The sequence below is a fragment of the Massilibacterium senegalense genome (genome assembly GCF_001375675.1).
GTDB classification, from domain to species: domain Bacteria; phylum Bacillota; class Bacilli; order Bacillales; family Massilibacteriaceae; genus Massilibacterium; species Massilibacterium senegalense.
On the sequence record NZ_LN831785.1, the window covers coordinates 314,403 to 339,395 of the forward strand.

A 24,993-nucleotide genomic window follows, 5' to 3' on the forward strand; every position below is an offset into this window, starting at 1 on the left:
TAAGGAGCTTGTTATGTTTATACGAAATGAAGATTTGAAAACATATGTACGTCTGTATCCAATTGTTTCTACCATTATCATCATTCATCTTATCTTATTTCTCGTTATCCGAATTTTCCCGAATGGCGGGCTATTGTTACATTTTTTATCGGGGGATAACTACGCCATCACAAATGGAGACTATTATCGCTTGATTACACCGATATTTGTCCATTATCGTTTTGAGCATTTTTTATTTAACACGTTTTCGTTATATTTATTCGGACCTGCTTTAGAACAAATGATAGGAAAAGTGAAATTTAGCATTCTTTATTTTTCTGCCGGTATAGTCGCCAATGTTTTTTCTTTTCTCTTGCATCCTTTATATTATAGCCATATCGGAGCTTCCGGTGCGATTTACGGTTTATTTGGAGCTTATCTTGCTATCATTCTCTTTAAGCTTTCGTACATGTCTACAAATGACAAAAAGTTAATTTTAATCCTTTTATTTACTGGAATTGTATTTAGCTTTTTCACACCAAATGTAAACATTCTTGCTCATTTATTTGGCTTGATTAGTGGCTTTTTCATTTTGCCACTGCTCTTTATGAAAAAACAAAAAACGATTTACTATACACCATATGAAAATCAAACAAGCTATCCACGCACAAAAAAAAGAGATAAAAAAACATTATCGATTGCTTTTTGGATAGTGTTAATGATTCTTGTCTTGTTAGGAATATTATCTAGATGAAAAGGGTTCGCATTATACTTTGCGAACCCTTTTTCGATAAGAATGGATAAACCAATCTTCTATTTTTAGCGCTTCTATTTCTTCCATATCTACTACATCAAAAGAATGTTCTGGTGTATAGATAGAAAAAGTTGCCAATTGCTTCCGTTTTTGAAAATACGTCTGTTGCATTTCTACACGATGAATTTTTCTTAATTCCACAATAGATAATTCCCGATGAGCAAAGGAACGCCGTTGCACAACGCAATACTTTCCATCAATCACATATCCACGGTCGCGGTACGCAAGATAACCTTGAATGGCTAATGGAAGTAATAACAACAATCCATACCCACCGTACGGAACGAAATAAGCAATCAAACCTAAAACAATGGCTTGATAAAAAAGATGGCGAAATAAACTTCGTGGTAATGCACGTTTTGGAACACGTTCTAATTCATATTCCGCATAGTATTCAGGTAAAAAATCACGTAAAAACGCTTGAACATTACGCTTTTTTACAATCGGCAATAAAGCCCGTTCACTCGAACCTTCATCATCCGCTGCGGCACTAACCAAATGCAACTGCACTGTTGCAAGACCAAAAGGTTGTCGTAATAAGCTTTCTGAAACAGATACACCTTGGATACGACTAATAGGGACATGCACTTCCACCTTTTCTAACAATCCTCGCGAAATATGTAAATCTTCTTTTGTTCTGACAAGAGTAAAGCCTCCAAAACGAATCATCGTACCAATAATCGAAATGATCCACGTCAAAAATAATACGAACAACACAAGACCAATAATGAGCACCACACTAAGTTGTACAACTTGTTCATACACCCCGTCGTAAAACTTTTCAACATAACGTTCTGGTATTTTATCTTGTACTTGCAAAACAAATCCACCAATAACAGCGGCAATAAAAGCTACCCGACCAGATGTCATAGCTGCAACTACTAAATCTTTTGTTGATAACTTATATACTTGCTTTGGCGTTTTTTCTAGTTCTACTTGTTTTTCTTGTCCCTCTGCTATTTCTTCAACTTTTTTATTTTTTTGCTTTTCTTGTTTTACTAATAAACGTAACGTTTCCGCATCTTCTTTCGGAATAGCCGTTAATTCCCCTTCTGACGAATCGCTAGAACTACCAAGCGTTTCAATTTCTACTTTGACTACACCTACTAAACGTTGAAAAACCCCTGCGGTTAAGTTAATCGTTTGAATTCGTTCAATCGGAATGTACCTTTTTTTCTTCACGAACAATCCGTATTCAATTCTTACTTCATTTTCCTCTACCCTGTATGTGAAACGATACCATCCAACAATATTTTGGACGACAATAATGATAAAAAAAGCTAGTATGGTTAAAACAAAAAAAGGCAAACCTATTTTTTCCATAATAAAAATAAATCCAAAAATTAATGGGATAATCCCGTCTTTGATTGATTTTACAATGGAAACAACAATGGTAATGGGATGCATGCGTTTTTTTTCAGTCATCTTCATCCACAACCCTTGCTAAAACAGAAATCTGGTCGCGCAAGTCATTGGCATCTTCCTCTGTTAATGCAGGAATCTCCCCACCACCTGCTGCAGTAGCAATCCTTACCGTTGCTAGCCCTTCTTTTCGTAAAAATGGACCTTGTTCGGTATCAACGTGTTGTACACGAACCATCGGAATAACAGTTCTCGTAATAAAAATAATGCCGGACTGAATATAGATTTCATTTTCATTCACTTCATATCGATACCGTCGATAACGAATCGGAATCATTACAAAAAAATCAAGACAAAAATAGACAAGAATAATCGCTAGTGCTACGATAGGAATCCATATTTTCCAATCTAAAAAATATACCCCTAATGCAAGACCAAGCGGGAGAATCAAAGAAATAAGCATACTAATAAAAGTTGTTTTTTTCCATACTTTGATTGCACGTGGATTAATCTTTTCGCTCGGTTCATTTCTCATTGTTCCACTTCCTTTACTTACCATTTATAGACAGAAAGTTCTACTACATCAATAGAAAAAAGGCCATCTGATGCAGAGTTACGAGAAACTTTCTGTATTTCTAACAGATGCACTTTATTATAAGACGAAAAAAGTACGGAGTTTGTTTCAAAAATCTTAAAGTTAGCAAGAAAAAAACCTCGTATGACTTATTTCCTTTATTGTTGACCTGCTAATCCGATAAAAGAAACACCAATCATGATAAAGATGCAGCCGAGGATTTTATAAAAAGTAAGGGGTTCATTAAAAACAAAGTACGCGCCAAATACAGCTAAAATATATGCAATACTTTGAATTGGATAAGCAATACTTAACGGAACTCTCGTTAAAATAAATAACCATAATACAGTTGCAAGTGCATATAAAAATAATCCGCTAAAAATATAAGGAGAAAACAGTAATCGGATGATGGACCACACAGACTGAAACGAAATATCTTTTCCATTTAAACCGAATTTAAATAAAAATTGCCCCGATACTAATACGATTGTATTTAATAGTATTAAAAAGAAATTACCAATACTCATTGTTTCCCTCTTTCACGTCGTCTATCATCTTCTATCTTTTTTTTCAAAAAAGCGACTTCTTGGATGAGTGACTTTAATTTTTCTTGTTGTTTCGATAAAACCGTATTTTGATACATTAAAATGTTTAATACTACGATAAATGCAAGTAAAAAAACAAGTGCCGGCATATAAGATATTCCCAATAAAGATGCTAGTCGATTAAGCCATGGGATAAATAAAGCAATAACGACACTAATCAGACTAAGCATCATCCAAAAGAATCCTTGCTGATCTTGTAATTTATGCTTACTCGTTAAATAAATCACTTGAAAGAAAAACAACAGTGCGATAGCAACGGAAATCACTTGAATAGAATTCATGAATACACTCACCTCTTCGAAAAAAATCTACGAATCATACAAAAAAACGTGACCTTTACCATATAATAAATCGACTTTTTCCCTGTAATGGATGATACTCCACCTTGTCGTTCTTGCATTTCTACCTTTACTTCTTTAATGGTAAATCCCTTTTTCGCTAAATCCGCTAACACTTCTACTTCTGGATAATCAACCGGGTAGTGTTTCGCAAACTCTTGAATCACTTTTCTATTCACAATTCGATATCCTGATGTTGGGTCTTTTATTTGGATATTAGATAATACGCGTAACATGATAGAAAAATAATAGATACCTAGCCGTCTACCGGCACTCCCTTTGTAGCCACTTTTTTCTACAAATCGTGATCCAACGACCATATCTGCATCCCCTGTTTGAATCGCATCTGTTAAAACGTGAAGATCTCTTGGATCATGTTGGCCATCTGCATCTAATTGAATCGCATATTCATATCCTTCTTTTAATGCGTATTTATAGCCCGTTTGCATTGCACCGCCAATGCCTAAATTAACTGGTAAACTTATGTAGGAAAAATTATTGCTTTGTACTATTTCTTCCGTTTGGTCTGTCGAACCATCGTTAATCACAATGTAATCACAATCAGTATGCTCTATAACTGCTTGCACAGTATTAGCAATTGCTTCTTCTTCATTATAAGCGGGGATAATAATTAACACGTTACTCATTTTTGTTACACTATCACCTGCCACTGCGCTACCTCCTTTCTAAGCTAAACTCCACACATGCTCAAATAAAACATATATTTAGCACTTTTTTCTATATTCCTGTTTTTAAACTACTATATCCAAAGATGGAAAGCAATATAAGAAACGATATCTGAAAATTCTTATTTATTGTTTCAAATAAACCTGTTATAATGAGCGATATATAGTTTTTTAGAGGAGGAAGATGAGATGAGCATAGCAGTAGAAAAAGGGTATTACGGAGAATTTGGAGGAAGTTTTGTCCCAGAAGCATTAAAAGAAGTATTAGAAAATATTGATGCACAGTTTCAAAAGTACAAAGAAGACGAAGAATTTAAAAATGAATTATCTTACTACTTGAACGAATACGTTGGTCGTCCGTCACCGCTTACGTATGCAGAACAGTTAACGAAAAAATGTGGTGGCGCAAAAATTTATTTAAAACGAGAAGATTTAAACCATACAGGTTCTCATAAAATTAATAACGTATTAGGACAAATTTTACTTGCCAAACGAATGGGGGCAAAACGGATTATTGCTGAAACAGGTGCCGGGCAACATGGTGTCGCAACTGCAACCGTTTGTGCGATGTTTGGAATGGAATGTGTCATTTACATGGGTGAAGAAGATACAAAACGCCAAGCTTTAAATGTGTTCCGGATGGAGTTACTTGGCGCCAAAGTAATTGCGGTAAAAAAAGGACAAGGTCGTTTAAAAGATGCAGTAGATGAAGCGTTAAAGGATTTAGTGAAAAATGCAGACAATACCTTTTACTTACTAGGTTCTGCTGTTGGACCACATCCTTATCCGTCCATGGTAAAACACTTTCAATCTATTATTAGTAAAGAATCAAAACAACAAGTAATGGAAAAAGAGCAAAAACTTCCGACAGCTGTTATCGCATGTGTTGGTGGCGGAAGTAATGCAATCGGTTCTTTTAGCGAATATATTAACGAACCGGGCGTTCGCTTAATTGGGGTAGAACCAAAAGAAGCAGCATCTATTACGTACGGAAAACCTGCTGTTCTTCAAGGATTTAAATGTCTTGCTTTAATGGATGAAAATGGAGAAGCAATGCCTACTTATTCTATTGCTGCTGGCTTAGACTACCCTGGCGTTGGTCCTGAGCATAGTTACTTACACACAACTGGACGGGCAGAATATGTAGCCGTTTCTAAAGAAGAAGTATTAGAAGCCTTTCAAGTTCTTTCTAAAACAGAAGGAATTATTCCAGCACTTGAAAGCTCACATGCTGTAGCGTATGCTTTACAATTAGCACCTACATTATCAAAAGAAGCTGTGTTAATCGTTAATATTTCAGGCCGTGGAGATAAAGACGTAGAACAAGTATTTCATATGTTAAATAACTAACAAAATGGTTGTCTAGAACAGCACCTTACGTTCTAGACAACCATTTTTGTTTTAGCTTTATCATCCAAGCGGCACTACCAATGCCGATAAATAGAAAGATAATGGGCATTAATGCTAGCGCATAACGATTATATGAAAAATAGAGGCAATTAAAAAATGTTTGTAGTACTACCCATCCCCCCAGCAACACGTATTCTTTCCAACGATGAAAGACAAACAACAAACTAGAAAGAAAACTAAAGTAAAATAGGATTTTAATATACGAATATATTTTATTAACGAGTTGCTCAGAAATTCCTAAAATAGGAATCCAATAAAATTCATCTTGCCAAAAATGCTTGGGTTTTAATTCAACATAACTCCGAATCATCGATTTTGGATCAGTTGCCCACCATTCTTTCAGACGATCAATAGCCGCTTGTCGTTCGAACTCCATTAATTCATGTACTTGTAAATTAGGATTTTTTTCTCGAGCCATCTGATCAATTTCATCAATGGTCGGTGATTCTGGATATCCAATTCCTTGATACGTTCCTAACAGCAATGGATTACCCGCACCTTTCGTTAAAAATACAAATTCATCAAACGCAAGATAATTTCGAATCCACCACGGTCCTAAGAAGATAAATAGGAGGGCAATGCTTACCATGAGTTGCTTCCACATCCGTTTATACGGATACTTTTTCAGAACGAGATAAATAAATAAAATAAAAGGATAAATAGCTATTTGAACTCTAAAATATAAAGCGAAGAAAAACACCACAACCAAAAGAATAAAATCTTTCATCGAATGAGTATTTGCCAATTTTAAACTGTAATATATTAATAGCATAGATAAAAAAATGAAGGGGTTTTCCGTTAACAGCAAGTTATTTGTTAAAACTTGAGGGATATGAACAGCAACTAAAAAACTTGCGATAATCCCAGCAAGAGGATGATACACATATTTTCCGATTAAATACGTTACATAAATAGTTCCTAACCCAAAGAAAATCATAACCATTTTAGCGACGTACATTCCTGTCCCATCCGGACTATACCCAAATACCTTAAAAATCATTGCCAATAAAAAAGTGATACCTGGCATAATATGAAGAGTCGGCTCATCAGGAGAATGATACGAAATAATATGATGATCTAGAAAAGCCAAGGCGCTTGAAACATATCCCATATCATCACTATTAATGGTTAACTGAACACCATGAAAAAAAATCACACTTACCCTAATAATAAAACCTAACATTAAAATAATCGCCAACATGATACGATACTTATTATGTAATACTCGTTTCACTTTTCCACCCACTTATCTGATTGATTACCTTTCCGTTACACACCACCAAATTTTAAAATTAATATAGGTGTAATAAATGCTTCAATCACAGCAGCTAAAATAATCATCGGAACAACGACAAACAAAAAGGATGTACCTACTTGTTTTAGCACTTGTGTATATCGTACGTCTTTCCCTTTCCCTGTGAAAAGCTTCCGAAACGTTTGCATACATAAGTAAATTCCAATACTACCTGCTAAAAAAATAGCTGGTAATTCCAACACGCCGTGCGGAACAATTCCTGTTAAAAATAACATACCCGCGTTACCACCATTAATTTTCGTTACGGCAAGTATGACACCGACAGAAGCCGTTGTAGCGATCGAACTAATGCTAGATAAAAATAAAAATGGGATAAATCCTAATAGCACCGTAATAAACACCGCACGTAAATTATTTTTCAACAAAAAGGTAAACAAACTCCCTGACGTGATGTCTTCAAATGCACCTGCTTCTTCGAATTGTTTGCTTAATTGTTTAAAGATTTCATTTGCTACTTGTGGTTGGTTGACTAAACCAACATAAAGAATAATCGCTAGCACAATCGAAATGGTCATTAAAATAAAAAAAGGAACTTTGTAATCATGTTTAAAATGTTGCCATTCTTTTTTGTAAAATTGTTTCATTTTTTCACCTCTATGATTTTGGAATTAACCAACGATCTTGTTTAAACATTTTTAACATAACAAAAAACAAAATAAAGACAAAAACACCTAAACTTAAGCAAGTAAGAACAAGATGACTGAATGAAAAAATACCGTACGATAATTCTTTAAATAAAGCAAAAACATTTACAAATGGGATCAGAAAGTAAATATTTGTTAACTCTGTTGGTGCTTTTGTTAATAATGCGTAATAAGGGATTAAAACAAGCATAAATAACGGCGAACTATAAGACTGCATTTCTTTAAAAGATTGCGATAACATACTAGCAATCGTTAAAATGGCTGCTGTTAATAACGAAAATAAGACACTCGCAACTAACGTAGAGAAAAATAAGTGTAACAAAGGTGCACCATCTAGCGCTTTTGCAAACTCTTTTGTAAATAATTGAATAGCTATAAAAAACGTACCTAACGATATTGTAACCGTTATGACCGAAATCGTTGTAATGGCTAACCATTTTGCTACCACAATAGTTGTTCGTTTTACTGGTGTAATTAACAGCGATTCAATCGTTTTCTTTTCTTTTTCTCCAGCAAAATATTCGGTAGCAGCTGGTAAACCACCGGACATAACAGCAGTCACCATAATTAACGGGAAAAATAAAGAAAGCAAATAATAAACTGCTTGCATTTCATTGTTTTCGTTTGTTAATGGTTTTTCCACAATTGCAAATGGTTGGATAGTTTCTACCGACACACCTTTTCCATCTAAACGGGTTTGCACCAACTGATTAGAATACTGATGTAATGCGTCATTCACAAGCATTAACGCCTCTCCACCAGTTTTACTAATCGCTTCACTATAAAGCGTAATAGTCGTTGTTTTTTCGTTTTTTATATTTTCGCTAAAATCATCACTTGTAATTAATGCAACTTGTGCATTACCCGCTTTTGCTACCGCTATTGGGTTACTACTTTTTTCGATGGTTAATTGATCTTGTTTACTTAAATAATCAATCAAAACAGCATCCGTATTTTTAGAAATAGTAACGGTGTACACCGCTTCTTTATCAGAAGAAAACAAAAAATATTCAAAGAAAATCACGGCACCCATATTCAAAAGAAGCGGAATAAGAATCGTTAAAAAAACAATTTTACGATCGCGAAAAGCATCTAGTAATTCTTTTTTATAGACGGTTCCTAGCATAATTCCGTTCCTCCTTGTGCTAATTTTGACATGAAAATAGCATTTAAATCATCCGTACCTTCTTGTTGATACAACGTTTGTAGATTCCCACGATAAATTAATTGCCCTTTGTGAATGATTATAACGGATTCACACAACATCTTTACTTCTTCCATAATGTGACTAGAAAAAACGATTGTTTTCCCTTCTTGTTGTAATTCTTTTAGCAATTGTCGAAATACATTAGCTGACGTAATATCTAATCCCGTTGTTGGTTCGTCAAATAATACCACGTCTGGATTATGAATAAGCGCGCGGGCAATGGCTACTTTTTGTCTCATTCCTTTTGAAAATTTTCCAACACGACGGTCTAAAAATGGATCCATACCAAAGCGGGTACTAAGCTGTTCAATTCTTGTATGTATCTCTTTTTTATCCATCCCGTATAACGATGCAAAATATGCTAAATTTTCTCTTGCCGTTAATCGTTCATATAACCCCGTTTCTCCACCAAATAACACTCCGAGCTTTTGCCGAATAACTGTCGGTTGTTGCACGGTATCGTACCCATTCATCATAATTTGACCAGATGTTGGCGAAAGCAGAGTAGCCATCATGCGTAATAATGTCGTTTTCCCTGCCCCATTTTCACCTAATAAAGCCACCATTTCTCCTTTTTTCACCGTACAAGAAACATCACGAACTGCGATTGTTTCTTTCTTTTTTTCTTTAAATACTTTAGTCACATTCTTTATTTCAATCAATGTTTCCACCTGCCTTCTCCATTGCAAGATGATTAGATTCTGAAGAATAGTAAAATCATTCATATAATCCCTTTTTGTTCTTCCTGTGATTTCTTTTTACAAATAATGATATAGTAAAACGAGTGAAATGAAAATCCCCTCCTACATCACACGCAATGCAATATAGAAGGGGATTTGTATTTAAAAGAAGATGGAGTCATATATGGAATGTTCCATTTCTTTATTTTTAAAACAATATAATTTTTCGTGATTAGAAAAAAAGTCCGGTAATTTTTGCTCAACTACTTCTTCTAAAACGGAGCGTTCATTTTTTAAAGGCACTAATTTTTTAATGAAATTTTTCTTTTCAATTTTGTATGTAGGAACGACTACTTGCAAGACTTGCGAAAGCTGTTCTAACGTAAACATTTCCGGTAAAAAGTAACGAGCAACCGTTGTCGTTAACATTTCTTTTTGGAACGCTGCTAATGCTTCTTGGATTAAAATTTCATGATCAAACGCCAGTTTTAAATCAAACACTTCGTTAATTGGGAAAAATCGTGCATCTATCGCATCATCTCCTGCTTTTAAAGATGCTGCTTCTTCTTCCTTTAATAACGCATAAAATAGTACACTTGGAATCCAGCCACGCGGGTCTCGTCCTGGATAATGAACAGCGCGTACTTGTTTAAAATAAGCTGGACGATACACATTTGTTTCTTCTTTTAATTCCCGTAGCACCGCTTCTTCAATCGTTTCTTCTCTTTCTGTAAAGCCACCTGGTAGCGCCCAATGTCCAGGAAATGCTTCAGCATCATCCGAACGTTTAATGAGCAACAATTCTAAACTTCTTTCCGGCAACGTTTCTCGTCTTGATTTTCTAGCTTTTGTCGTTACCGTAAAAATACATAAATCACAGGCAACACCATCTGGTCGATCGTATTTTTGTTCAATCATCGCTTATCACCTTCTATCAAATTTATCCTATGTTGTATTTCTGTATCGTAATTCTTATTTTTTATTATTATAATTATGTTATAAAAATGTGTAAAATACCTTACGAAAATTGTATCATATAACAATTTTTAATGAGCGAAAAGAGGTTCTCCCTATGTTAGTATTTTTTTCGTGTTTCTTTTTTATTCTCGTTCTATATACTAGTATCCTTTTATCACTCATGCATAAACAAGCATCTCAACTACCAAAACAAAATGCCGATTATCTCCTTGTTCTCGGTGCACGAGTAATCGGAACACGTATGTCACGTTCTTTACGCATGCGTGCGGAAGTTGCTTTGCACTATTTACGACAATCACCAAATACGAAAGTTATCGTATCTGGTGGGCAAGGACCAGATGAAGGAATTTCTGAAGCAAAAGCTTTAGCAAAATTTTTCACGCAAAACGGAATAAAACAAACACGAATTTTATTAGAAGACCGCTCCACTTCTACCTATGAAAACTTATTATTTTCCAAAGGGCTATTTTTAAACGATGATGCTTCGGTCGTGATTGTTACAAGTGACTTCCACGTCTTTCGTGCCTATTATTATGCGACGTTGTTACAGTATCCTCACATCGAAACATTAGCTTCCCCAACACCGAATAACGTAAAAGGCAAAATGGTCATTCGAGAACTTTTTGCGATTACATGGATGTTAATCAAAAGATTATACTGATGAATGAATTGTTTTTACGACCTTTCGTTTTTTTCTTTTTTGCTTAGACGCTAATACCAAAACCATGCTAATGACAAGTACCATGCCAATCGTTTGGTACATCCCAAAAGGTTCATCCAACCAGACGACTGTAATCAACGTTGCAATTAATGGTTCGATACTTGCTAATATACTACTTTCTGTCGGTGTTAAATAATACATACTCTCCACAAATAGCCAGAATGGAATCACTGTGCCAAATACAACTAAAAAAATTAACACAGCAAGTAACGTTCCGTCGATAGTAGGTACTTGTTCAAAAGGTGGATACATAAAGGAAATGGCTACTCCTCCAATTAACATGGACCATCCTGTGGAAATCAACGCACCATATTCATGCAAAAGTTTAGCTGAATACAATGTATAAAAAGCAAGTGCAACGGCAGATAAAATACCCCAATAAGCTGAAGATATAGGGATTGTAAAACTAGAAAAAGAACCGTTTGTTAATAATAAATATGTGCCAATAATCGCAAGTGTTGCACCAAGCACTTCTTTTTTCGATGGCCATTTTACTAAACGAATACAGACATACAAAATAATAAACACGGGGCTTAAATATTGTAATAACGTTGCCATCGCAACATTTCCTTCTTCAATCGATGCAAAATACGTGTATTGCACACCCATCATCGCAAAAATACCAAAAATAAGAAACGATGGCCATGCTTTTTTAGGTAAAATTAGTTTTTTTCGTTGGTTTTTCTGAACGAAAACGAGAGAAAGAATGAATCCACCACTAAGCAATAATCGTACGCTCACCAGCCATCCTACTTCTACATGGCGTTGTTGAAATAAATATTGTCCTGCTGTTCCTGATAACGCCCAACATACAGTGGCTAAAAATACAAAAATCATTCCTTTTAGACGCTTATTCTGTTGCATCTCCTATACTCCTCTCCCTCTTTACTTACAACCCCACTCCACAAAAAAAGACGAACACCACCTTCACGTGATTCTCGTCCTATTTTTTTTTAAAAAAAAGAGAGTGCGTGGTTGATTATAGCACAAAACCATTACGTTGGAACGAAAAAGAAATACTCGTGATGTTTTCATACACGAGTACGGTTATTCCTAGGAACAGTTTCTTTTTTAATGGGAAAGTAGCCACTAAACTACTGAGTCAGACAAGCACTAAAAAAGTCGCTTTGCTTCACAAACGAAAAGATGATTTTATTAGCAATCTATTAATTTATAAATGGCTTGTGTCCCGCTATTCTCTTCTCCTTGCTCCACAAGTTGTTCATACATCTCCCTCACTAACGTTAAGCCCGGCATCTCTAGCTTCATCGTTTCCGCTACTTCTAGGGCAATCCGAATATCTTTTAAAAAGTGTTTAATATAAAATCCTGGCTCAAAGTCACCTTTGATCATCCGCGGTGCTAAGTTTGACAATGTCCAACTTGCTGCCGCTCCTTTTGTAATGCTCTCTAATACTTTTTCTTGGTCTAATCCTGCCTTTTTCGCGTAAGCCATGGATTCTGCTACACTAATCATACCTGCTGCAAAAGAAATTTGATTACACATTTTCGTATGTTGGCCGCTTCCTGCTTTACCTTGATACACGATGTTTTCACCCATCACTTCAAAAAGTGGTACCATTTGCTCAAAGTCCGCTTCATCTCCACCAACCATAATTGATAATGTTCCATTTTTTGCGCCAATATCGCCGCCAGAAACTGGAGCATCTAATGCGTGAATCCCCTTTTCTTTTGCTTTTTCATAAATTGTTTGTGCCAACAATGGAGAAGAAGTGGTCATATCAATCACGTATGCACCTTGTTTCGCGTATTCTATTAATCCTTCTTTCCCTAAGTACACTTCTTCCACATCTTTCGGGTACCCGATAATAGTAATGACAACGTCTGCTTTTTTTGCAACGTCTGCTACGGTATCACACCAAACCGCTCCTTCTGACAATAAAGATTGTGCTTTTTCTTTCGTCCGATTATACACAAACACATTGTACCCTGCTTGTAGTAAATGATGTGCCATACTTTTCCCCATTACGCCCGTGCCGATAAATCCAACTTGCATCTCTTGTTTTTGAGTCATGTAATCTCCTCTTTCTTCCCCTAAAATTTTCACTGAAAAAAATAGACTTTTTTTTATTACAAACTTGTTAAGTACCCATTATTGTCCATGTGTACTTGTTATAATAAAAGCAACTACTAAATATGGAGGTTTTCCCTTGTCTTTCATTACCTTTTATATTTTAGCAGCGCTCATTGTTATGATGTTGTTCTGTGCCCTTAATTCCAAACGCTCTCCACGTGTCTGCTTAATTATTGCACTACTCATTCCTATTACGACATTATATTTTATCGGTTTACTTGAGTTTACCATTTCAATCGGTATTATTGTTACTTGTTTTTCTTTTTTTAACTTAATGTATGTAACCAAACAATTTCTTACTAAAAATTAATATCCCCCCTATGCTTTCGTATCATTGGACAAGCCCATCTTCTCATAAAAACCATCATTCTATTGATATTTATGCTAAAACCGTTCTCTCTCCTTTCCTAACATCATGATTAGAACCTTTTCTTACCCCAATTATACAGAAAATTCTAAAACATAGATACACATCCAACGAAATCGTATTATTTGAAAATGATTATCAGCAAGAATAAAATGAATGTATAGGTTTCCCTTTTTAAAAAAACTGATTACGGGAACACTTATGATATCATTACTACTATTTTCAGCTTTCAAGGAGGCGTTTTACGATGGAGTATCGTATTGAAAAAGACACGCTAGGTGAAATGAAAGTACCAATGGATAAATTATGGGGAGCCCAAACGCAAAGAAGTTTTGAAAACTTCCCAATTGGCACAGAAAAAATGCCAAAAGAAGTCATTTATGCATTTGCTATTTTGAAAAAAAGCGCTGCTATTGCGAACGCATCTTTAAATAATTTAGAAAAAGAAAAGGCAGAAGCGATTAGTTTTGCAGCAGATGAAATTTTAGCTGGAAAACTAGATGAACATTTTCCCCTTGTCGTTTGGCAAACTGGAAGTGGTACACAGTCTAATATGAACGTCAATGAAGTCATCGCTCATCGTGCCAATGAATATGCGAAGAAAAAAGGGTACGCTATTTCGATTCATCCAAATGATGACGTGAACCGTTCCCAAAGTTCTAACGACACCTTCCCTACCGCTTTACATGTTGCAGGTGTATTAGCACTTGAAAAAAGTGTATTACCAGCTATTCAAGGATTAAAAGAAACATTCAAGCGAAAAGAGAAAGAATTTCAATCTATTGTAAAAATAGGTCGTACCCATTTACAAGATGCTACACCATTAACGCTCGGACAAGAAGTGAGTGGTTGGCGTCGAATGTTAGAAAAAGATGAAAATATGATCAAAGAAAGCATGGAGCATATGAAAGAGTTAGCCATTGGCGGAACTGCGGTGGGGACAGGTATTAATGCCCATCCTGATTTTGGTCGACGGGTTGCAGAAGAAATTAGCAAGCTTACTGGCATTACTTTTACATCTGCCGAAAACAAATTTCATGCACTTACGAGTCATGATGAAGTCGTGTACACACATGGCGCATTAAAAGCGCTAGCTGCAGATATGATGAAAATCGCAAATGACGTTCGCTTTTTAGCTAGCGGCCCTCGTTGTGGCATTGGAGAATTAACCATTCCAGCTAATGAACCAGGAAGTTCGATTATGCCAGGGAAAGTAAATCCTACGCAAAGTGAAGCCGTTACGATGGTTGCAACGCAAGTGATGGGAAATGATGCAACAATCGGCTTTGCAGCAAGCCAAGGAAACTTTGAATTAAACGTATTTAAGCCTGTCATCATTTATAATTTCCTACAATCTGCTCGTCTGTTAGCAGATTCTGTGCGCTCTTTTAACGATCGCTGTGCAATTGGTATTGAAGCAAATGACGCGAAAATTAACGAATATGTCAACGAATCATTAATGCTCGTTACCGCCCTCAATCCTCATATTGGATATGAAAATGCAGCGAAAATTGCCAAACTCGCGCATGCTGAAAACATGACATTAAAAGAAGCTGCGGTTCAATCTGGCCTCATTACTGCAGAACAGTTTGATAAATATGTGCGACCAGAAAAAATGGTGCATCCAACAATTAAATAATAGATAAAAAAACACTGTTCAATTGATTAGAACAGTGTTTTTTTCTTCGCTAAAAGGACTCTTTTTTTAACGAAGAAATGACGCGAATAAAATATTCTGATTCACGTTTAATATGATGTAACACGACTAAAAGGGTATGATTATGTTTAAATACAGTACTATGTTGCCCAATGTCATGTAATAGCGAAATAAAAGCCTTGCTTTGTTCCACCGCAAAAATCACGAGCTTTTTAATTGCTTGTAATAATGGTGTTGGAATTTCGTCTTTTGCTTTGATCACGTAATCACGATATAAAGAAAATTGATTTTTCGTTTCCGCTAGTGACTTCTCCCACTCTTTCAATAAGTATACATACTTTTCTTCTAAGCCTTTTCCCATTTCTCGCAGCACAACCGTATGTTCTTCTTCTTGATGTTTCCAAAATAGTCCCTCATCCACTAATCGTAAAGGTAGCTTTTCTTCATAAGGACGGAACAAATAATCACCCTCTTTTTTCTTCATTGTATGTAACGAAGAAAAAAAGGGTGATTTGTCCCGCTATTATTTTTCTACTTTTACCGCTGTTCCTGTCGCAATGCACATAAGCATGCCTTGCCCAACTGTTTCGAAATCATAATCAATGCCGATAATAGCATTAGCACCAAGCCTCTCTGCTTGTTCTTTCATTTCCCGCGTAGCAAGTTCACGTGCTTCTGCTAATTTTCCTTCATATGAACTACTGCGTCCTCCGACAATATCCCGAACACTAGCAAACACATCTCTTACAATATTCGCTCCCATAATGGCTTCTGAACTAACAATGCCAAGAAATGCTTCTACCTTGTAATCTTGTAACACTGACGTTGTAGATAAAATCACAATCATCTACCATCCTTTCTTTTTTGTTCTGCAGAAATTTCTTCTCTATCATTTTTCCCTATATTGTTCAAAAAAGCACATATTCCTAAATCTTTTTTACTTTTTTTCTGTATATGCATATAATGGCATCATAGAAACAAACAAATAACAAGTTCTTGAAAAAAATACCTTTTTCTTTATTTCAAAGAAAAAATTGTTGTTATCCAAAAAATAGAAAGCATTTTTTCACGTTATCCTTTATACTCAAAGAGTAAAATGATTTTAATGCAGATAAGGAGAACGCAATGGAAGTTCAAATTTTCACGTTTTTAATTAGTTTTACATTCATCCTAAACGTTGTCTTAGCCGTTACCATTGTCTTTTTAGAAAGGCGAGATGCACAAGCAACTTGGGCTTGGATTCTCGTTCTTTTCTTTATTCCACTTTTAGGATTTATTTTATATTTAACGTTAGGACAAAACTTAACAAGAAAGCGGCTATTTAAATGGGATGGCCTTAAAAAAATTGGTATCGATGATTTAATTAACAAACAATTGCGTGAGTTAAAGTCCTCGTCTTTTTGCTTTCGCGATCAAACAATCGAAGAACATCGAGATTTGATTTGTTTACAACTAACGAATAATGACGCACTTTTAACAGAAGATAATCAAATAGACATTTTCATTGATGGGCGAGATAAATTTAACGCGTTAATTGCAGACATTCAGCAAGCAAAAGATCATATTCATTTACAATACTATATTTTCCGCAATGATGATTTAGGCTCTACAATTATTAAGGAGCTAGTAAAAAAAGCAAAAGAAGGGGTCAAAGTTCGAGTTCTTTATGACGACATGGGTTCCCGTGGGCTTCGAAAAAAAGCTTTCCATGAATTAATCCACGCTGGGGGAGAAGTCGAAGTTTTCTTTCCGTCCAAAATTCCACTCATCAACTTACGGTTAAATTACCGAAACCATCGGAAATTAGTCATTATCGATGGAATTACTGGATATGTTGGTGGATTTAATGTTGGGGACGAATATTTAGGTTTAAATTCAAAATTTGGCTATTGGCGGGACACTCATTTACGCATTCAAGGAAAAGCGGTTCATGCGATTCAAACGCGGTTTATTTTAGATTGGAACCAAGCAAGTACACGTCATGATATTACGTATTCTGAACAATACTTTCCAAATCACAAACCATTTGGAGAAGTTTCCATGCAAATCGTAACAAGTGGACCTGATTCTGAATGGGAACAAATTAAAAATGGCTATATAAAAATGATTTCTTCTGCGAAAGAATCTATCTTTATTCAGACACCGTACTTTATCCCAGATGCTAGTCTACTTGATGCATTGCGAATTGCAGCATTATCCGGAAAAGATGTTCGTCTTATGATTCCGAATAAACCTGATCATATGTTTGTTTATTGGGCGACGTATTCGTATGTAGGAGAATTATTAAAAGCAGGTGCAAAAATATTTATTTATGATAATGGATTTATTCATGCAAAAATGATTGTAGTCGATAACATGATTGCATCTGTTGGTACAGCAAACATTGATGTGCGAAGTTTTCGCTTGAATTTTGAAGTAAATGCCTTTATTTATCATCGGAAAACAGCAGAAAAACTTACGACTATTTTTTATAACGATATGAAACTTTCACATGAACTAACGTTTCAACAATATAAAGAACGATCGGTACTTATTCGATTTAAAGAATCCGTTTCCCGGCTTCTATCCCCTATTTTATAAGATGTTTGTCATTTTATTTGGCAAACATCTTTTTTCTTTTAACAAACGAAAACTTATCATTTTCTCTCCCATCTTAGTCGAATTTTTTTCCTGTCCCGTGCTATGATTACATATAAAGAAATCTTCCATCAGTGGTTGATGTTGCTCTTCCCCACTGTTGGATCAAAAAAGGAAGCGGTTTTATGACACATATATTAGTTGCAGATGACGATCAGCACACCCTTCAACTAATTGCTTTACACCTTGCCAAAGAACCATATGAAGTTTCATTAGCAAAAGACGGGCATGAAGCGATGCACATCTTGCAAACGACACCGATCGATTTGGCTATTTTAGATGTCATGATGCCATTTAAAAATGGGTATGAACTAACTACCTACATTCGAGAACATTCCCACATTCCAGTCTTGTTACTGACAGCTAAAGGAGAATTAAAAGATAAGGAAAAAGGGTTCCTTGCTGGTACGGATGATTACATGGTAAAACCTTTTGAAGCAAAAGAACTTCTTTTTCGAATCAAAGCATTGCTCCGTCGCTATCCGTCTCAAAATGAGGACGTGATACAATTAGGGGAAATGACGATTGACAAAAAAAGTTTTGAAGTTTGCTTACCCAAGCAAACGTTGCTATTACCGTTAAAAGAATTCGAACTATTAGTGTATTTAGCGACCTATAAAAAACAAGTACTTAGCCGAGAACAAATCATTGAATCAATTTGGGGATTAGATTTTAAAGGGGACGTACGTACGGTAGATGTTCATATTAAACGATTACGCGAACGTCTAAAAGGTCGTGTAAAAAACGTAACCATTAAAACAGTTCGTGGCGTTGGATACATGTTAGAGGGGTGATGGTCATACATTCACTATATAGTAAATTTACGATTACTACGATTGCTATCATGCTTATTAGTGCATTCACAGCTTTTGCATGCTCTAATTTTTATTATCAACAAACGTTAAAACCAGAAAATGATGCAAAAAATACAAAAGTAGCGCAACATATTGCAACGTATATCGAACGCCATCCTATGGTAGATGTCGATGAATACTTAACGAATATCGCTAATACTGGATACCAACTATATTTTATTGCTCCAAACGAACAAAAAGGAACCTTTTATGGTGCTACTTTCCGTAAACAACATTTAGAACAATCAACGATACAAGAAGTCCAAAGTGGAAACATATATCATGGAATTTTACAATTCCCCCAAGAAACATTTGTAACCGGATTTTTCGCAAATGAATTAATGAATACTATTGGCGTCCCCGTACAAATAGGCGGAGAAAATTATGCATTATTTTTACGTCCTAACATAAAAATGTTATTTAACGAAATGCATATTTTACTCGGTTGGTTAACTGCTTTAACCGTTATTTTCAGCATTTTTTTTGTTTTGTTTAACACTGTTTTCCTCGTTCGCCCGATTCAGCAATTAACCCAAGCGGTAAATGACGTGGCTACTGGTAATTTTTCGATTACCTTTACCCATGATAGTAAAGATGAAATTGGACAACTATCGAAACGTTTTAGCCATATGGTGACACAACTAGGGCAATTAGATGAAATGCGAAAAGAATTTATTTCAAATATTTCTCATGACATCCAGTCCCCTCTTTCTAACATTCAGGGATATGTCTCTTTACTAGAAGACGAACAATTATCAACAGAAGAACGGAAGCAGTATGTTGCCATTATTAAAAATGAAAGTGAACGTTTATCTCACTTATCTAAACAATTACTCATGCTTGCTTCATTAGATAAAGAAGATTACTTTATTCAAAAAGAACAGTTTTCGTTAACGAATCAGCTAAAACAATTGATACGGCAATACCAATGGAAAGTAAGTAAACAAAACATGATGGTTTCCCTTTCTTGTCCTCCCCTTTTTATCAACGGAGATCCAACCCTTTTATATTCTGTATGGGAAAACCTTTTTACAAATGCAATCAAATACAATGAACCAAACGGAACGATTGACATAATGGTAAAAGAAACAGAAACGACTATTATCGTAACCTTTACCGATACGGGAATCGGTCTATCTAAAGCAGAACAACAACGAATTTTCGATCGTTTTTACCGTGTCGACGAAACGCGAACGAGCCAAATAGAAGGAACTGGTCTTGGGTTGTCTATCGTGCAAAAAATTATCAATATCCATCAAGGAACCATTGATGTCTGTAACGCACCTAATCACGGGACATCGTTTATCATCTCATTACCAAAATAAAAAAAGCGGAGGGCGATTGCTTAGGGGCGACTAGCGCCCGGAGCTGGATTATAAAAAAGCGGAGAAGGGCTCATCTAGCGACAGAGTAATAAGGCGCACGATGGATTGGCAGTTTGATTCCCCACTTAACTGTTGTCGGTCTACCTTAACATTTTAAGTGAGGCTTACTCCCCATTAATGAAAGATAATTTTTTACTTTTGTTCATATTGTATTCACATTCACTTCTTATACTGAAAAAGAACAACAAAAAAAGGAGAGAAAAAAATGGAACGATATAGTCACACATTACTTCGATTTTCTGCTATTTTCGCTTTAATTGGTGCGGTTTTAGGTTCACATATGGCAGGTTCAGGTTCATACTCCTTCCGTCCGATTCATGCTCATATTTTAGTTGTCGGTTGGTTAAGTATTTTTGCTTTTGCTGTTTTTTATAAAGTATTTCGGGTAAATGTTAGTACAAAAATAGCTGCTGCACATACATGGACAGCAATTATTGGGGTAATCGGACTTACAGTTGGTATGTGGATGCAAACAATCGAACTTTCACGCGGATTACAACTTGGTGTTTATATTGGTGGAGGCACTATTTTATTAATTAGTTTCGTCTTATTTTTATTTTTAACATTTAAAGTACAATCGACAGAAAGATAAAACAAAGGTAGGTCTTATTTTCTATGGAAACGAGACCTGCTTTTTTTATTTTTTTAAAAAATAATTGATAATGAATATCATTATATGTATAATTGATAATAATATTCATTATATGAGTAAAATATTTAAGGAGCGATACATACATGAAAAAAACAATTCTACTATCATCTGTTTTACTACTTTCTAGTAGCTTACTATTCGGATGCGCACAAAATACAGAGAAACAAGAAACGAAAAAGGAAACGACTACTACATTATCAAATGGGATGAAACAAGTGACAAGTGATTACCGGGAATATGCATTAGCTGAAATGGACGACTTTGTCGTTAAAACAGAAGCTTTTGCAACGGCTGTAAAAGCTGGTGAGGTTGATAAAGCGAAAGAATTATACGCCCCTGCTCGTATGCATTATGAACGTGCAGAACCGATTGCAGAAGCTTTTGGTGATCTAGACCCAAAAATTGATGCACGTGATGGCGATGTTCCTGCTGAAGAATGGGGAGGTTATCACCGTATCGAACAAGGTTTATGGGAACAAAACACAACGGCAGGTTATGAAGCGTATGCCGATCAACTAATAAAAGATACAAAACTATTACGCGCAAAAGTAGAAACAGTAGAAGTAACACCTGACTTACTTACTACAGGAGCGGTTGATTTATTAAATGAAGTATCTACATCCAAAGTAACAGGAGAAGAAGACCGTTATTCACACACTGACTTATACGATTTTGCAGCAAACGTACAAGGTGCTGAAAAAATTTATGAATTATTAAAACCTGCTATCGAGAAAAAAGATAAAGAACTAGCGAAAGAAATCGGCCAACGTTTTGATGAAGTATACGCTTTATTAAATCAACATAAACAAGGCGACGGATATGTGTTATATACAGATTTAAACAAGGCACAAGTGAAAGAATTGAGCCAAGCAATCGATACATTAGCAGAACCACTATCTCAAATGGGAATTGTGTTGGAGGGATAATTTAGTCATGTCGGACGTAGAGAAAGAACAACTAAAACAAGAAGAAAAAACAATATTTGATAAACAAATTACCCGTCGAAAAATGTTAAAAGCAACAGGAATCGGAGGCCTTGGTGTATTAATCGGAGCTTCTGGTGTTGGTGGTTTACTCTCTTTAACCGATCTTGGTTCATCGGTTACAAAGAGTAAACCGAACAAAAATGAAATGGTTCCGTTTTACGGAAAACATCAAGCAGGTATTACAACCGATGTCCAAAACCACATTTACTTTGCTTCCTTTGACGTAACAACGACGAAAAAATCCGATTTAAAAAAATTATTTCAAGATTGGACAGTTGCTGCAGCATTATTATCTGAAGGAAAACCAGTCGGGGAACTTTCAAGCAATGAATATATCCCCCCTATTGATACGGGAGAAGCTGCAGGACTCTCCCCTTCTAACCTAACAATTACATTTGGCGTGGGACCAAGTCTATTTGAAAAAGACGGTGTTGATCGCTTTGGGTTAAAGCATAAACAACCGAAAGAACTAGTCGACTTACCTAAGTTTCCAATGGATGCATTAGAAGAAAAATGGACAGGTGGGGACATCTGTATTCAGGCTTGTGCAGATGATGCGCAAGTTGCATTTCATGCAGTACGAAACCTTGCCCGTATCGCTCGTGGTAAAGCGACTATCCACTGGGCACAAGCTGGGTTCCAACGTTCAAAACAATCTGATTCTAAAAATGAAACACCGCGAAACTTATTCGGTTTTAAAGACGGCACGGTGAATCCGAACGTACAAGATAACAATGAGATGAACAAAGAAGTTTGGGTACAAAATGGTGATGGACCAAATTGGTTAACAAACGGGACGTATTTAGTCGTTCGCCGCATTCAAATGTATTTAGAAGTATGGGACCGTTCAACGTTACGCGATCAAGAAGATACATTCGGTCGTCATCGTGATAGCGGTGCACCACTTGGTCAAGAAAAAGAATTTGACCCAGTTGATTTAAACAAAAAAGATGAAAATGGAAACTTAGCGATTCCTGAAACTGCTCACGTCCGTTTAGCTCATGGCAATGGAAAACAACAAATATTACGACGCTCTTTCTCGTATGCAGATGGAATGGACATCAAAACAGGTTCATTCGATGCTGGTCTTTTATTTATCAGTTTCCAACGAAAACCAAGTAAACAATTTATCCCGATGCAACAACGTCTTGCAACGATGGATAAATTAAATGAATATATCGTACATCGTGGCAGTGCGCTTTTTGCTTGTTTACCTGGAACAAATACCAGGGGCTACATTGGAGAAACTCTCTTTTCATAAGAGTTTTTCTTTTTGCATTCGAAAGAAAGGAACATCATGCATATGACAAATATAACAAAATATCTTTCTATTTTTATCGCTTGTCTCGTTCTATTCACAACGTTTTCCTTCCCTGCTTTTGCGGAAGAAAATCATGATGAATTATTTATTTCAATCGGTGATGCGATTATGCAAGCAAAAGAAAATAATTGGGGAAATGTACAAGAACAGGTCAACCAATTTGAACAAGATTGGAATACTATAAAAAAGGCAGACAGTACACAAGCGAAACAAGTAGATCAACAACTACAAAAAGTGAAACAAGAAATCGATACAAAAGATCAATCAAAAGTACAAGCAGCGCTTTCTTCTTTATCAAATACGGTTGTTGCTTACGATAACGAGCAAAATCCTGTTGATAAAGAAAAGGAAAAAGAAAAAATAAAAGCACTGCTTCCATCCGTAGAAACATTAAAAAAATTAATTGAACAAAATGAATTTGAACAAGCAAACAAACAATACCAACTTTTTTTAAGCGAATGGAATAAAGCAGAAATGATTGTTCGGGAAGAAAGCGTTGTTTCTTATGGGGAAATTGAAACGGCGATGGCTTTCATTCGAATTGCTATTACGGAAGAACCACCTAACCAAGAAAAAGCATTAACTAATGTAGACAAATTAACAACTGCAATCCATAACTTTTTAACTGGAAATGTACAAGAAGGCAATAGCGGTAATTACTCCCTTCAAGATGTTACAACAAAATTAGCAACGAGCGAAAAAGCAATCGATGATCAAGATTACGAAAAAGCATCAGAAGAGTTAACTGACCTTTTAAACATTTGGCCAATTGTTGAGGGCGAAGTAAGAACGAGAGATAGCAAATTATACAATGATGTAGAAACAAAAATCCCAACTGCCATCAGTTTATTAAACTCGAAAAATGGTGATAAGGAAAAAGCAAAAACAATAGCGATTGATTTACATGATCGACTGACACCATTATTAGCTCGGACTAGCTATACCGCTTGGGATGCTGCCTTAGTCTTATTACGAGAAGGACTAGAAGCGTTACTCATTATCTCAGCCTTACTTGCGTTTTTAAAGAAAACAAATCATGCAAACAAACAAAAATGGATTTGGGGCGGAGTTATATTCGGACTCATTGCAAGTGCCATTTTAGCTATCCTAATCAATCTCTTATTTTCAACTGCTACTGCAGCGTCTAGCAGGGAATACATTGAAGGAATTACCGGGATTGTGGCGGTTATGATGATGCTAACAGTCGGCGCTTGGCTTCATAACAAATCAAATATTCATAATTGGAATCGGTATATTAATGATCAAATGAACCAAGCAATTGCGACGGGAAGTTTACTTTCCATGGCGTTTATTAGTTTCCTTTCTATTTTTAGAGAAGGAGCTGAAACGATTATCTTTTATGTAGGAATGGCACCTTCTATGTCGTTAAATGATTTAGTATTAGGAATCGGTATTGCTACCCTTATTTTACTTGTTGTTGGATTTATTCTTTTCCAATATAGTGTAAAAATTCCGATTCGACCATTTTTCACCGTCGCAACGATTTTTATTTATTTCCTAGCCTTTAAAATTCTCGGGGTAAGCATTCACGCTCTACAAATTGCCAATGTCATTCCGACAAGTACGATTTCTTCGTTACCATTTGTAGATTTACTAGGCTTTTATCCAACAATCGAAACAATTATTCCTCAAATTATCTTGTTAGTACTAATTATATTCACTACATGGTGGATACAGCAAACGAACAAAAAACATGCATAACCGAT

At 35.7% G+C, this 24,993-nt stretch carries 26 protein-coding genes; 12 read left to right on the plus strand and 14 right to left on the minus strand.

Annotated elements, in window-relative coordinates; translation table 11 throughout:
* Positions 1–13: 13 nt before the first annotated feature.
* A complete protein-coding gene (locus tag BN1372_RS02325) occupies positions 14–733 on the plus strand; it encodes a rhomboid family intramembrane serine protease (RefSeq protein WP_062197258.1) in 720 nt (239 codons plus the stop codon).
* Between the two features lie 12 nt (positions 734–745).
* Here the strand turns inward: BN1372_RS02325 and BN1372_RS02330 are convergent, their stop codons facing one another.
* From BN1372_RS02330 to BN1372_RS02350, 5 genes are all read right to left on the minus strand, one after another.
* Positions 746–2,218, minus strand: coding sequence for a PH domain-containing protein (locus BN1372_RS02330; protein WP_062197259.1), 1,473 nt, complete (start codon positions 2,216–2,218; stop codon positions 746–748).
* On the minus strand, positions 2,211–2,690 hold the full coding sequence (locus BN1372_RS02335; protein ID WP_062197260.1) for a PH domain-containing protein: 480 nt from the start codon (positions 2,688–2,690) through the stop codon (positions 2,211–2,213). The genes BN1372_RS02330 and BN1372_RS02335 overlap by 8 nt, the downstream gene beginning before the upstream one ends.
* A gap of 197 nt (positions 2,691–2,887) precedes the next feature.
* Positions 2,888–3,256: an EamA family transporter gene (locus BN1372_RS02340; RefSeq protein WP_062197261.1), complete on the minus strand. Its 369-nt coding sequence runs from the start codon at positions 3,254–3,256 to the stop codon at positions 2,888–2,890.
* A complete protein-coding gene (locus BN1372_RS02345; RefSeq protein WP_062197262.1) occupies positions 3,253–3,615 on the minus strand; it encodes a DUF2304 domain-containing protein in 363 nt (120 codons plus the stop codon). The genes BN1372_RS02340 and BN1372_RS02345 overlap by 4 nt, the downstream gene beginning before the upstream one ends.
* A gap of 8 nt (positions 3,616–3,623) precedes the next feature.
* A complete protein-coding gene (locus BN1372_RS02350) occupies positions 3,624–4,319 on the minus strand; it encodes a glycosyltransferase family 2 protein (protein ID WP_062197447.1) in 696 nt (231 codons plus the stop codon).
* A 228-nt stretch (positions 4,320–4,547) separates the two neighbouring features.
* Here BN1372_RS02350 and trpB point away from each other — a divergent pair, with 228 nt between their 5' ends.
* Complete coding sequence (trpB, locus tag BN1372_RS02355; RefSeq protein WP_062197263.1) at positions 4,548–5,708, plus strand: tryptophan synthase subunit beta; 1,161 nt, start codon at positions 4,548–4,550, stop codon at positions 5,706–5,708.
* Between the two features lie 25 nt (positions 5,709–5,733).
* Here trpB and BN1372_RS02360 read toward each other — a convergent pair whose 3' ends face one another.
* From BN1372_RS02360 to BN1372_RS02380, 5 genes are all read right to left on the minus strand, one after another.
* On the minus strand, positions 5,734–7,002 hold the full coding sequence (locus BN1372_RS02360) for an ArnT family glycosyltransferase (protein WP_230198782.1): 1,269 nt from the start codon (positions 7,000–7,002) through the stop codon (positions 5,734–5,736).
* Between the two features lie 35 nt (positions 7,003–7,037).
* Positions 7,038–7,667, minus strand: a complete 630-nt coding sequence (locus BN1372_RS02365; protein WP_062197264.1) for a stage II sporulation protein M — start codon at positions 7,665–7,667, stop codon at positions 7,038–7,040.
* Between the two features lie 10 nt (positions 7,668–7,677).
* Positions 7,678–8,853 (minus strand): ABC transporter permease, encoded by a 1,176-nt coding sequence (locus BN1372_RS02370; RefSeq protein ID WP_062197265.1) that lies wholly within the window; start codon positions 8,851–8,853, stop codon positions 7,678–7,680.
* Complete coding sequence (locus BN1372_RS02375; RefSeq protein WP_062197449.1) at positions 8,847–9,596, minus strand: ABC transporter ATP-binding protein; 750 nt, start codon at positions 9,594–9,596, stop codon at positions 8,847–8,849. Before BN1372_RS02375 ends, BN1372_RS02370 begins: the two co-directional genes overlap by 7 nt.
* A 180-nt stretch (positions 9,597–9,776) precedes the next feature.
* On the minus strand, positions 9,777–10,532 hold the full coding sequence (locus BN1372_RS02380; RefSeq protein ID WP_062197266.1) for an NUDIX domain-containing protein: 756 nt from the start codon (positions 10,530–10,532) through the stop codon (positions 9,777–9,779).
* 154 nt (positions 10,533–10,686) lie between these two features.
* Between BN1372_RS02380 and BN1372_RS02385 the strand changes: the two genes are divergently transcribed.
* Positions 10,687–11,253 carry a YdcF family protein gene (locus BN1372_RS02385; protein WP_062197267.1) on the plus strand — a complete coding sequence of 189 codons (567 nt, stop codon included), beginning with the start codon at positions 10,687–10,689 and terminating at the stop codon, positions 11,251–11,253.
* On the opposite strand, the gene BN1372_RS02390 is transcribed toward BN1372_RS02385, so the two are convergent.
* Both BN1372_RS02390 and BN1372_RS02395 read right to left on the minus strand, forming a co-directional pair.
* Positions 11,245–12,177 (minus strand): DMT family transporter, encoded by a 933-nt coding sequence (locus BN1372_RS02390; protein WP_062197268.1) that lies wholly within the window; start codon positions 12,175–12,177, stop codon positions 11,245–11,247. The two genes, BN1372_RS02385 and BN1372_RS02390, sit on opposite strands and share 9 nt — an antisense overlap.
* A gap of 291 nt (positions 12,178–12,468) precedes the next feature.
* Positions 12,469–13,347, minus strand: coding sequence for an NAD(P)-dependent oxidoreductase (locus tag BN1372_RS02395; RefSeq protein WP_222704665.1), 879 nt, complete (start codon positions 13,345–13,347; stop codon positions 12,469–12,471).
* Between the two features lie 136 nt (positions 13,348–13,483).
* Here BN1372_RS02395 and BN1372_RS15130 point away from each other — a divergent pair, with 136 nt between their 5' ends.
* Positions 13,484–13,717 carry a hypothetical protein gene (locus BN1372_RS15130; RefSeq protein ID WP_147515323.1) on the plus strand — a complete coding sequence of 78 codons (234 nt, stop codon included), beginning with the start codon at positions 13,484–13,486 and terminating at the stop codon, positions 13,715–13,717.
* A 304-nt stretch (positions 13,718–14,021) separates the two neighbouring features.
* The gene (gene fumC, locus BN1372_RS02405; RefSeq protein ID WP_062197270.1) at positions 14,022–15,413 is read left to right on the plus strand and encodes a class II fumarate hydratase; all 1,392 of its coding nucleotides are present in this window, start codon (positions 14,022–14,024) and stop codon (positions 15,411–15,413) included.
* A 49-nt stretch (positions 15,414–15,462) separates the two neighbouring features.
* Here fumC and BN1372_RS02410 read toward each other — a convergent pair whose 3' ends face one another.
* Both BN1372_RS02410 and BN1372_RS02415 read right to left on the minus strand, forming a co-directional pair.
* Positions 15,463–15,915: a DUF2935 domain-containing protein gene (locus tag BN1372_RS02410; protein WP_074018104.1), complete on the minus strand. Its 453-nt coding sequence runs from the start codon at positions 15,913–15,915 to the stop codon at positions 15,463–15,465.
* 39 nt (positions 15,916–15,954) lie between these two features.
* Positions 15,955–16,272, minus strand: coding sequence for a YbjQ family protein (locus BN1372_RS02415; RefSeq protein WP_062197451.1), 318 nt, complete (start codon positions 16,270–16,272; stop codon positions 15,955–15,957).
* Between the two features lie 284 nt (positions 16,273–16,556).
* Between BN1372_RS02415 and cls the strand changes: the two genes are divergently transcribed.
* The 7 genes from cls (at position 16,557) to BN1372_RS02450 (ending at position 24,988) form a co-directional block, all read left to right on the plus strand.
* The gene (cls, locus tag BN1372_RS02420; RefSeq protein ID WP_062197272.1) at positions 16,557–18,011 is read left to right on the plus strand and encodes a cardiolipin synthase; all 1,455 of its coding nucleotides are present in this window, start codon (positions 16,557–16,559) and stop codon (positions 18,009–18,011) included.
* A 182-nt stretch (positions 18,012–18,193) separates the two neighbouring features.
* Complete coding sequence (locus BN1372_RS02425) at positions 18,194–18,862, plus strand: response regulator transcription factor (protein ID WP_062197273.1); 669 nt, start codon at positions 18,194–18,196, stop codon at positions 18,860–18,862.
* Complete coding sequence (locus tag BN1372_RS02430) at positions 18,862–20,247, plus strand: sensor histidine kinase (RefSeq protein WP_325062675.1); 1,386 nt, start codon at positions 18,862–18,864, stop codon at positions 20,245–20,247. Before BN1372_RS02425 ends, BN1372_RS02430 begins: the two co-directional genes overlap by 1 nt.
* 265 nt (positions 20,248–20,512) lie before the next feature.
* Positions 20,513–20,899 (plus strand): hypothetical protein, encoded by a 387-nt coding sequence (locus BN1372_RS02435; RefSeq protein ID WP_062197274.1) that lies wholly within the window; start codon positions 20,513–20,515, stop codon positions 20,897–20,899.
* 143 nt (positions 20,900–21,042) lie between these two features.
* Complete coding sequence (gene efeO / locus BN1372_RS02440) at positions 21,043–21,885, plus strand: iron uptake system protein EfeO (protein ID WP_062197275.1); 843 nt, start codon at positions 21,043–21,045, stop codon at positions 21,883–21,885.
* A 7-nt stretch (positions 21,886–21,892) separates the two neighbouring features.
* A complete protein-coding gene (efeB, locus tag BN1372_RS02445) occupies positions 21,893–23,206 on the plus strand; it encodes an iron uptake transporter deferrochelatase/peroxidase subunit (protein WP_062197276.1) in 1,314 nt (437 codons plus the stop codon).
* Positions 23,207–23,248: 42 nt separating this feature from the next.
* Complete coding sequence (locus BN1372_RS02450; protein ID WP_230198783.1) at positions 23,249–24,988, plus strand: FTR1 family iron permease; 1,740 nt, start codon at positions 23,249–23,251, stop codon at positions 24,986–24,988.
* Positions 24,989–24,993 lie beyond the last annotated feature (5 nt).

Excerpts from the sequence above, each read along its gene's own strand:
- BN1372_RS02345 (WP_062197262.1), bottom strand. The coding sequence starts at position 3,615 with ATGAATTCTATTCAAGTGATTTCCGTTGCTATCGCACTGTTGTTTTTC.
- BN1372_RS02390 (WP_062197268.1), bottom strand. The coding sequence starts at position 12,177 with ATGCAACAGAATAAGCGTCTAAAAGGAATGATTTTTGTATTTTTAGCC.
- BN1372_RS02340 (WP_062197261.1), bottom strand. The coding sequence starts at position 3,256 with ATGAGTATTGGTAATTTCTTTTTAATACTATTAAATACAATCGTATTA.
- BN1372_RS02365 (WP_062197264.1), bottom strand. The coding sequence starts at position 7,667 with ATGAAACAATTTTACAAAAAAGAATGGCAACATTTTAAACATGATTAC.
- BN1372_RS02325 (WP_062197258.1), top strand. The coding sequence starts at position 14 with ATGTTTATACGAAATGAAGATTTGAAAACATATGTACGTCTGTATCCA.
- fumC (WP_062197270.1), top strand. The coding sequence starts at position 14,022 with ATGGAGTATCGTATTGAAAAAGACACGCTAGGTGAAATGAAAGTACCA.
- BN1372_RS02435 (WP_062197274.1), top strand. The coding sequence starts at position 20,513 with ATGGAACGATATAGTCACACATTACTTCGATTTTCTGCTATTTTCGCT.
- BN1372_RS02370 (WP_062197265.1), bottom strand. The coding sequence starts at position 8,853 with ATGCTAGGAACCGTCTATAAAAAAGAATTACTAGATGCTTTTCGCGAT.
- efeB (WP_062197276.1), top strand. The coding sequence starts at position 21,893 with ATGTCGGACGTAGAGAAAGAACAACTAAAACAAGAAGAAAAAACAATA.
- BN1372_RS02430 (WP_325062675.1), top strand. The coding sequence starts at position 18,862 with ATGGTCATACATTCACTATATAGTAAATTTACGATTACTACGATTGCT.
- trpB (WP_062197263.1), top strand. The coding sequence starts at position 4,548 with ATGAGCATAGCAGTAGAAAAAGGGTATTACGGAGAATTTGGAGGAAGT.
- BN1372_RS02385 (WP_062197267.1), top strand. The coding sequence starts at position 10,687 with ATGTTAGTATTTTTTTCGTGTTTCTTTTTTATTCTCGTTCTATATACT.
- BN1372_RS02380 (WP_062197266.1), bottom strand. The coding sequence starts at position 10,532 with ATGATTGAACAAAAATACGATCGACCAGATGGTGTTGCCTGTGATTTA.
- BN1372_RS02425 (WP_062197273.1), top strand. The coding sequence starts at position 18,194 with ATGACACATATATTAGTTGCAGATGACGATCAGCACACCCTTCAACTA.
- BN1372_RS02350 (WP_062197447.1), bottom strand. The coding sequence starts at position 4,319 with ATGAGTAACGTGTTAATTATTATCCCCGCTTATAATGAAGAAGAAGCA.
- BN1372_RS02395 (WP_222704665.1), bottom strand. The coding sequence starts at position 13,347 with ATGACTCAAAAACAAGAGATGCAAGTTGGATTTATCGGCACGGGCGTA.
- efeO (WP_062197275.1), top strand. The coding sequence starts at position 21,043 with ATGAAAAAAACAATTCTACTATCATCTGTTTTACTACTTTCTAGTAGC.
- BN1372_RS02410 (WP_074018104.1), bottom strand. The coding sequence starts at position 15,915 with ATGAAGAAAAAAGAGGGTGATTATTTGTTCCGTCCTTATGAAGAAAAG.
- BN1372_RS02335 (WP_062197260.1), bottom strand. The coding sequence starts at position 2,690 with ATGAGAAATGAACCGAGCGAAAAGATTAATCCACGTGCAATCAAAGTA.
- BN1372_RS02330 (WP_062197259.1), bottom strand. The coding sequence starts at position 2,218 with ATGACTGAAAAAAAACGCATGCATCCCATTACCATTGTTGTTTCCATT.
- cls (WP_062197272.1), top strand. The coding sequence starts at position 16,557 with ATGGAAGTTCAAATTTTCACGTTTTTAATTAGTTTTACATTCATCCTA.
- BN1372_RS02450 (WP_230198783.1), top strand. The coding sequence starts at position 23,249 with ATGACAAATATAACAAAATATCTTTCTATTTTTATCGCTTGTCTCGTT.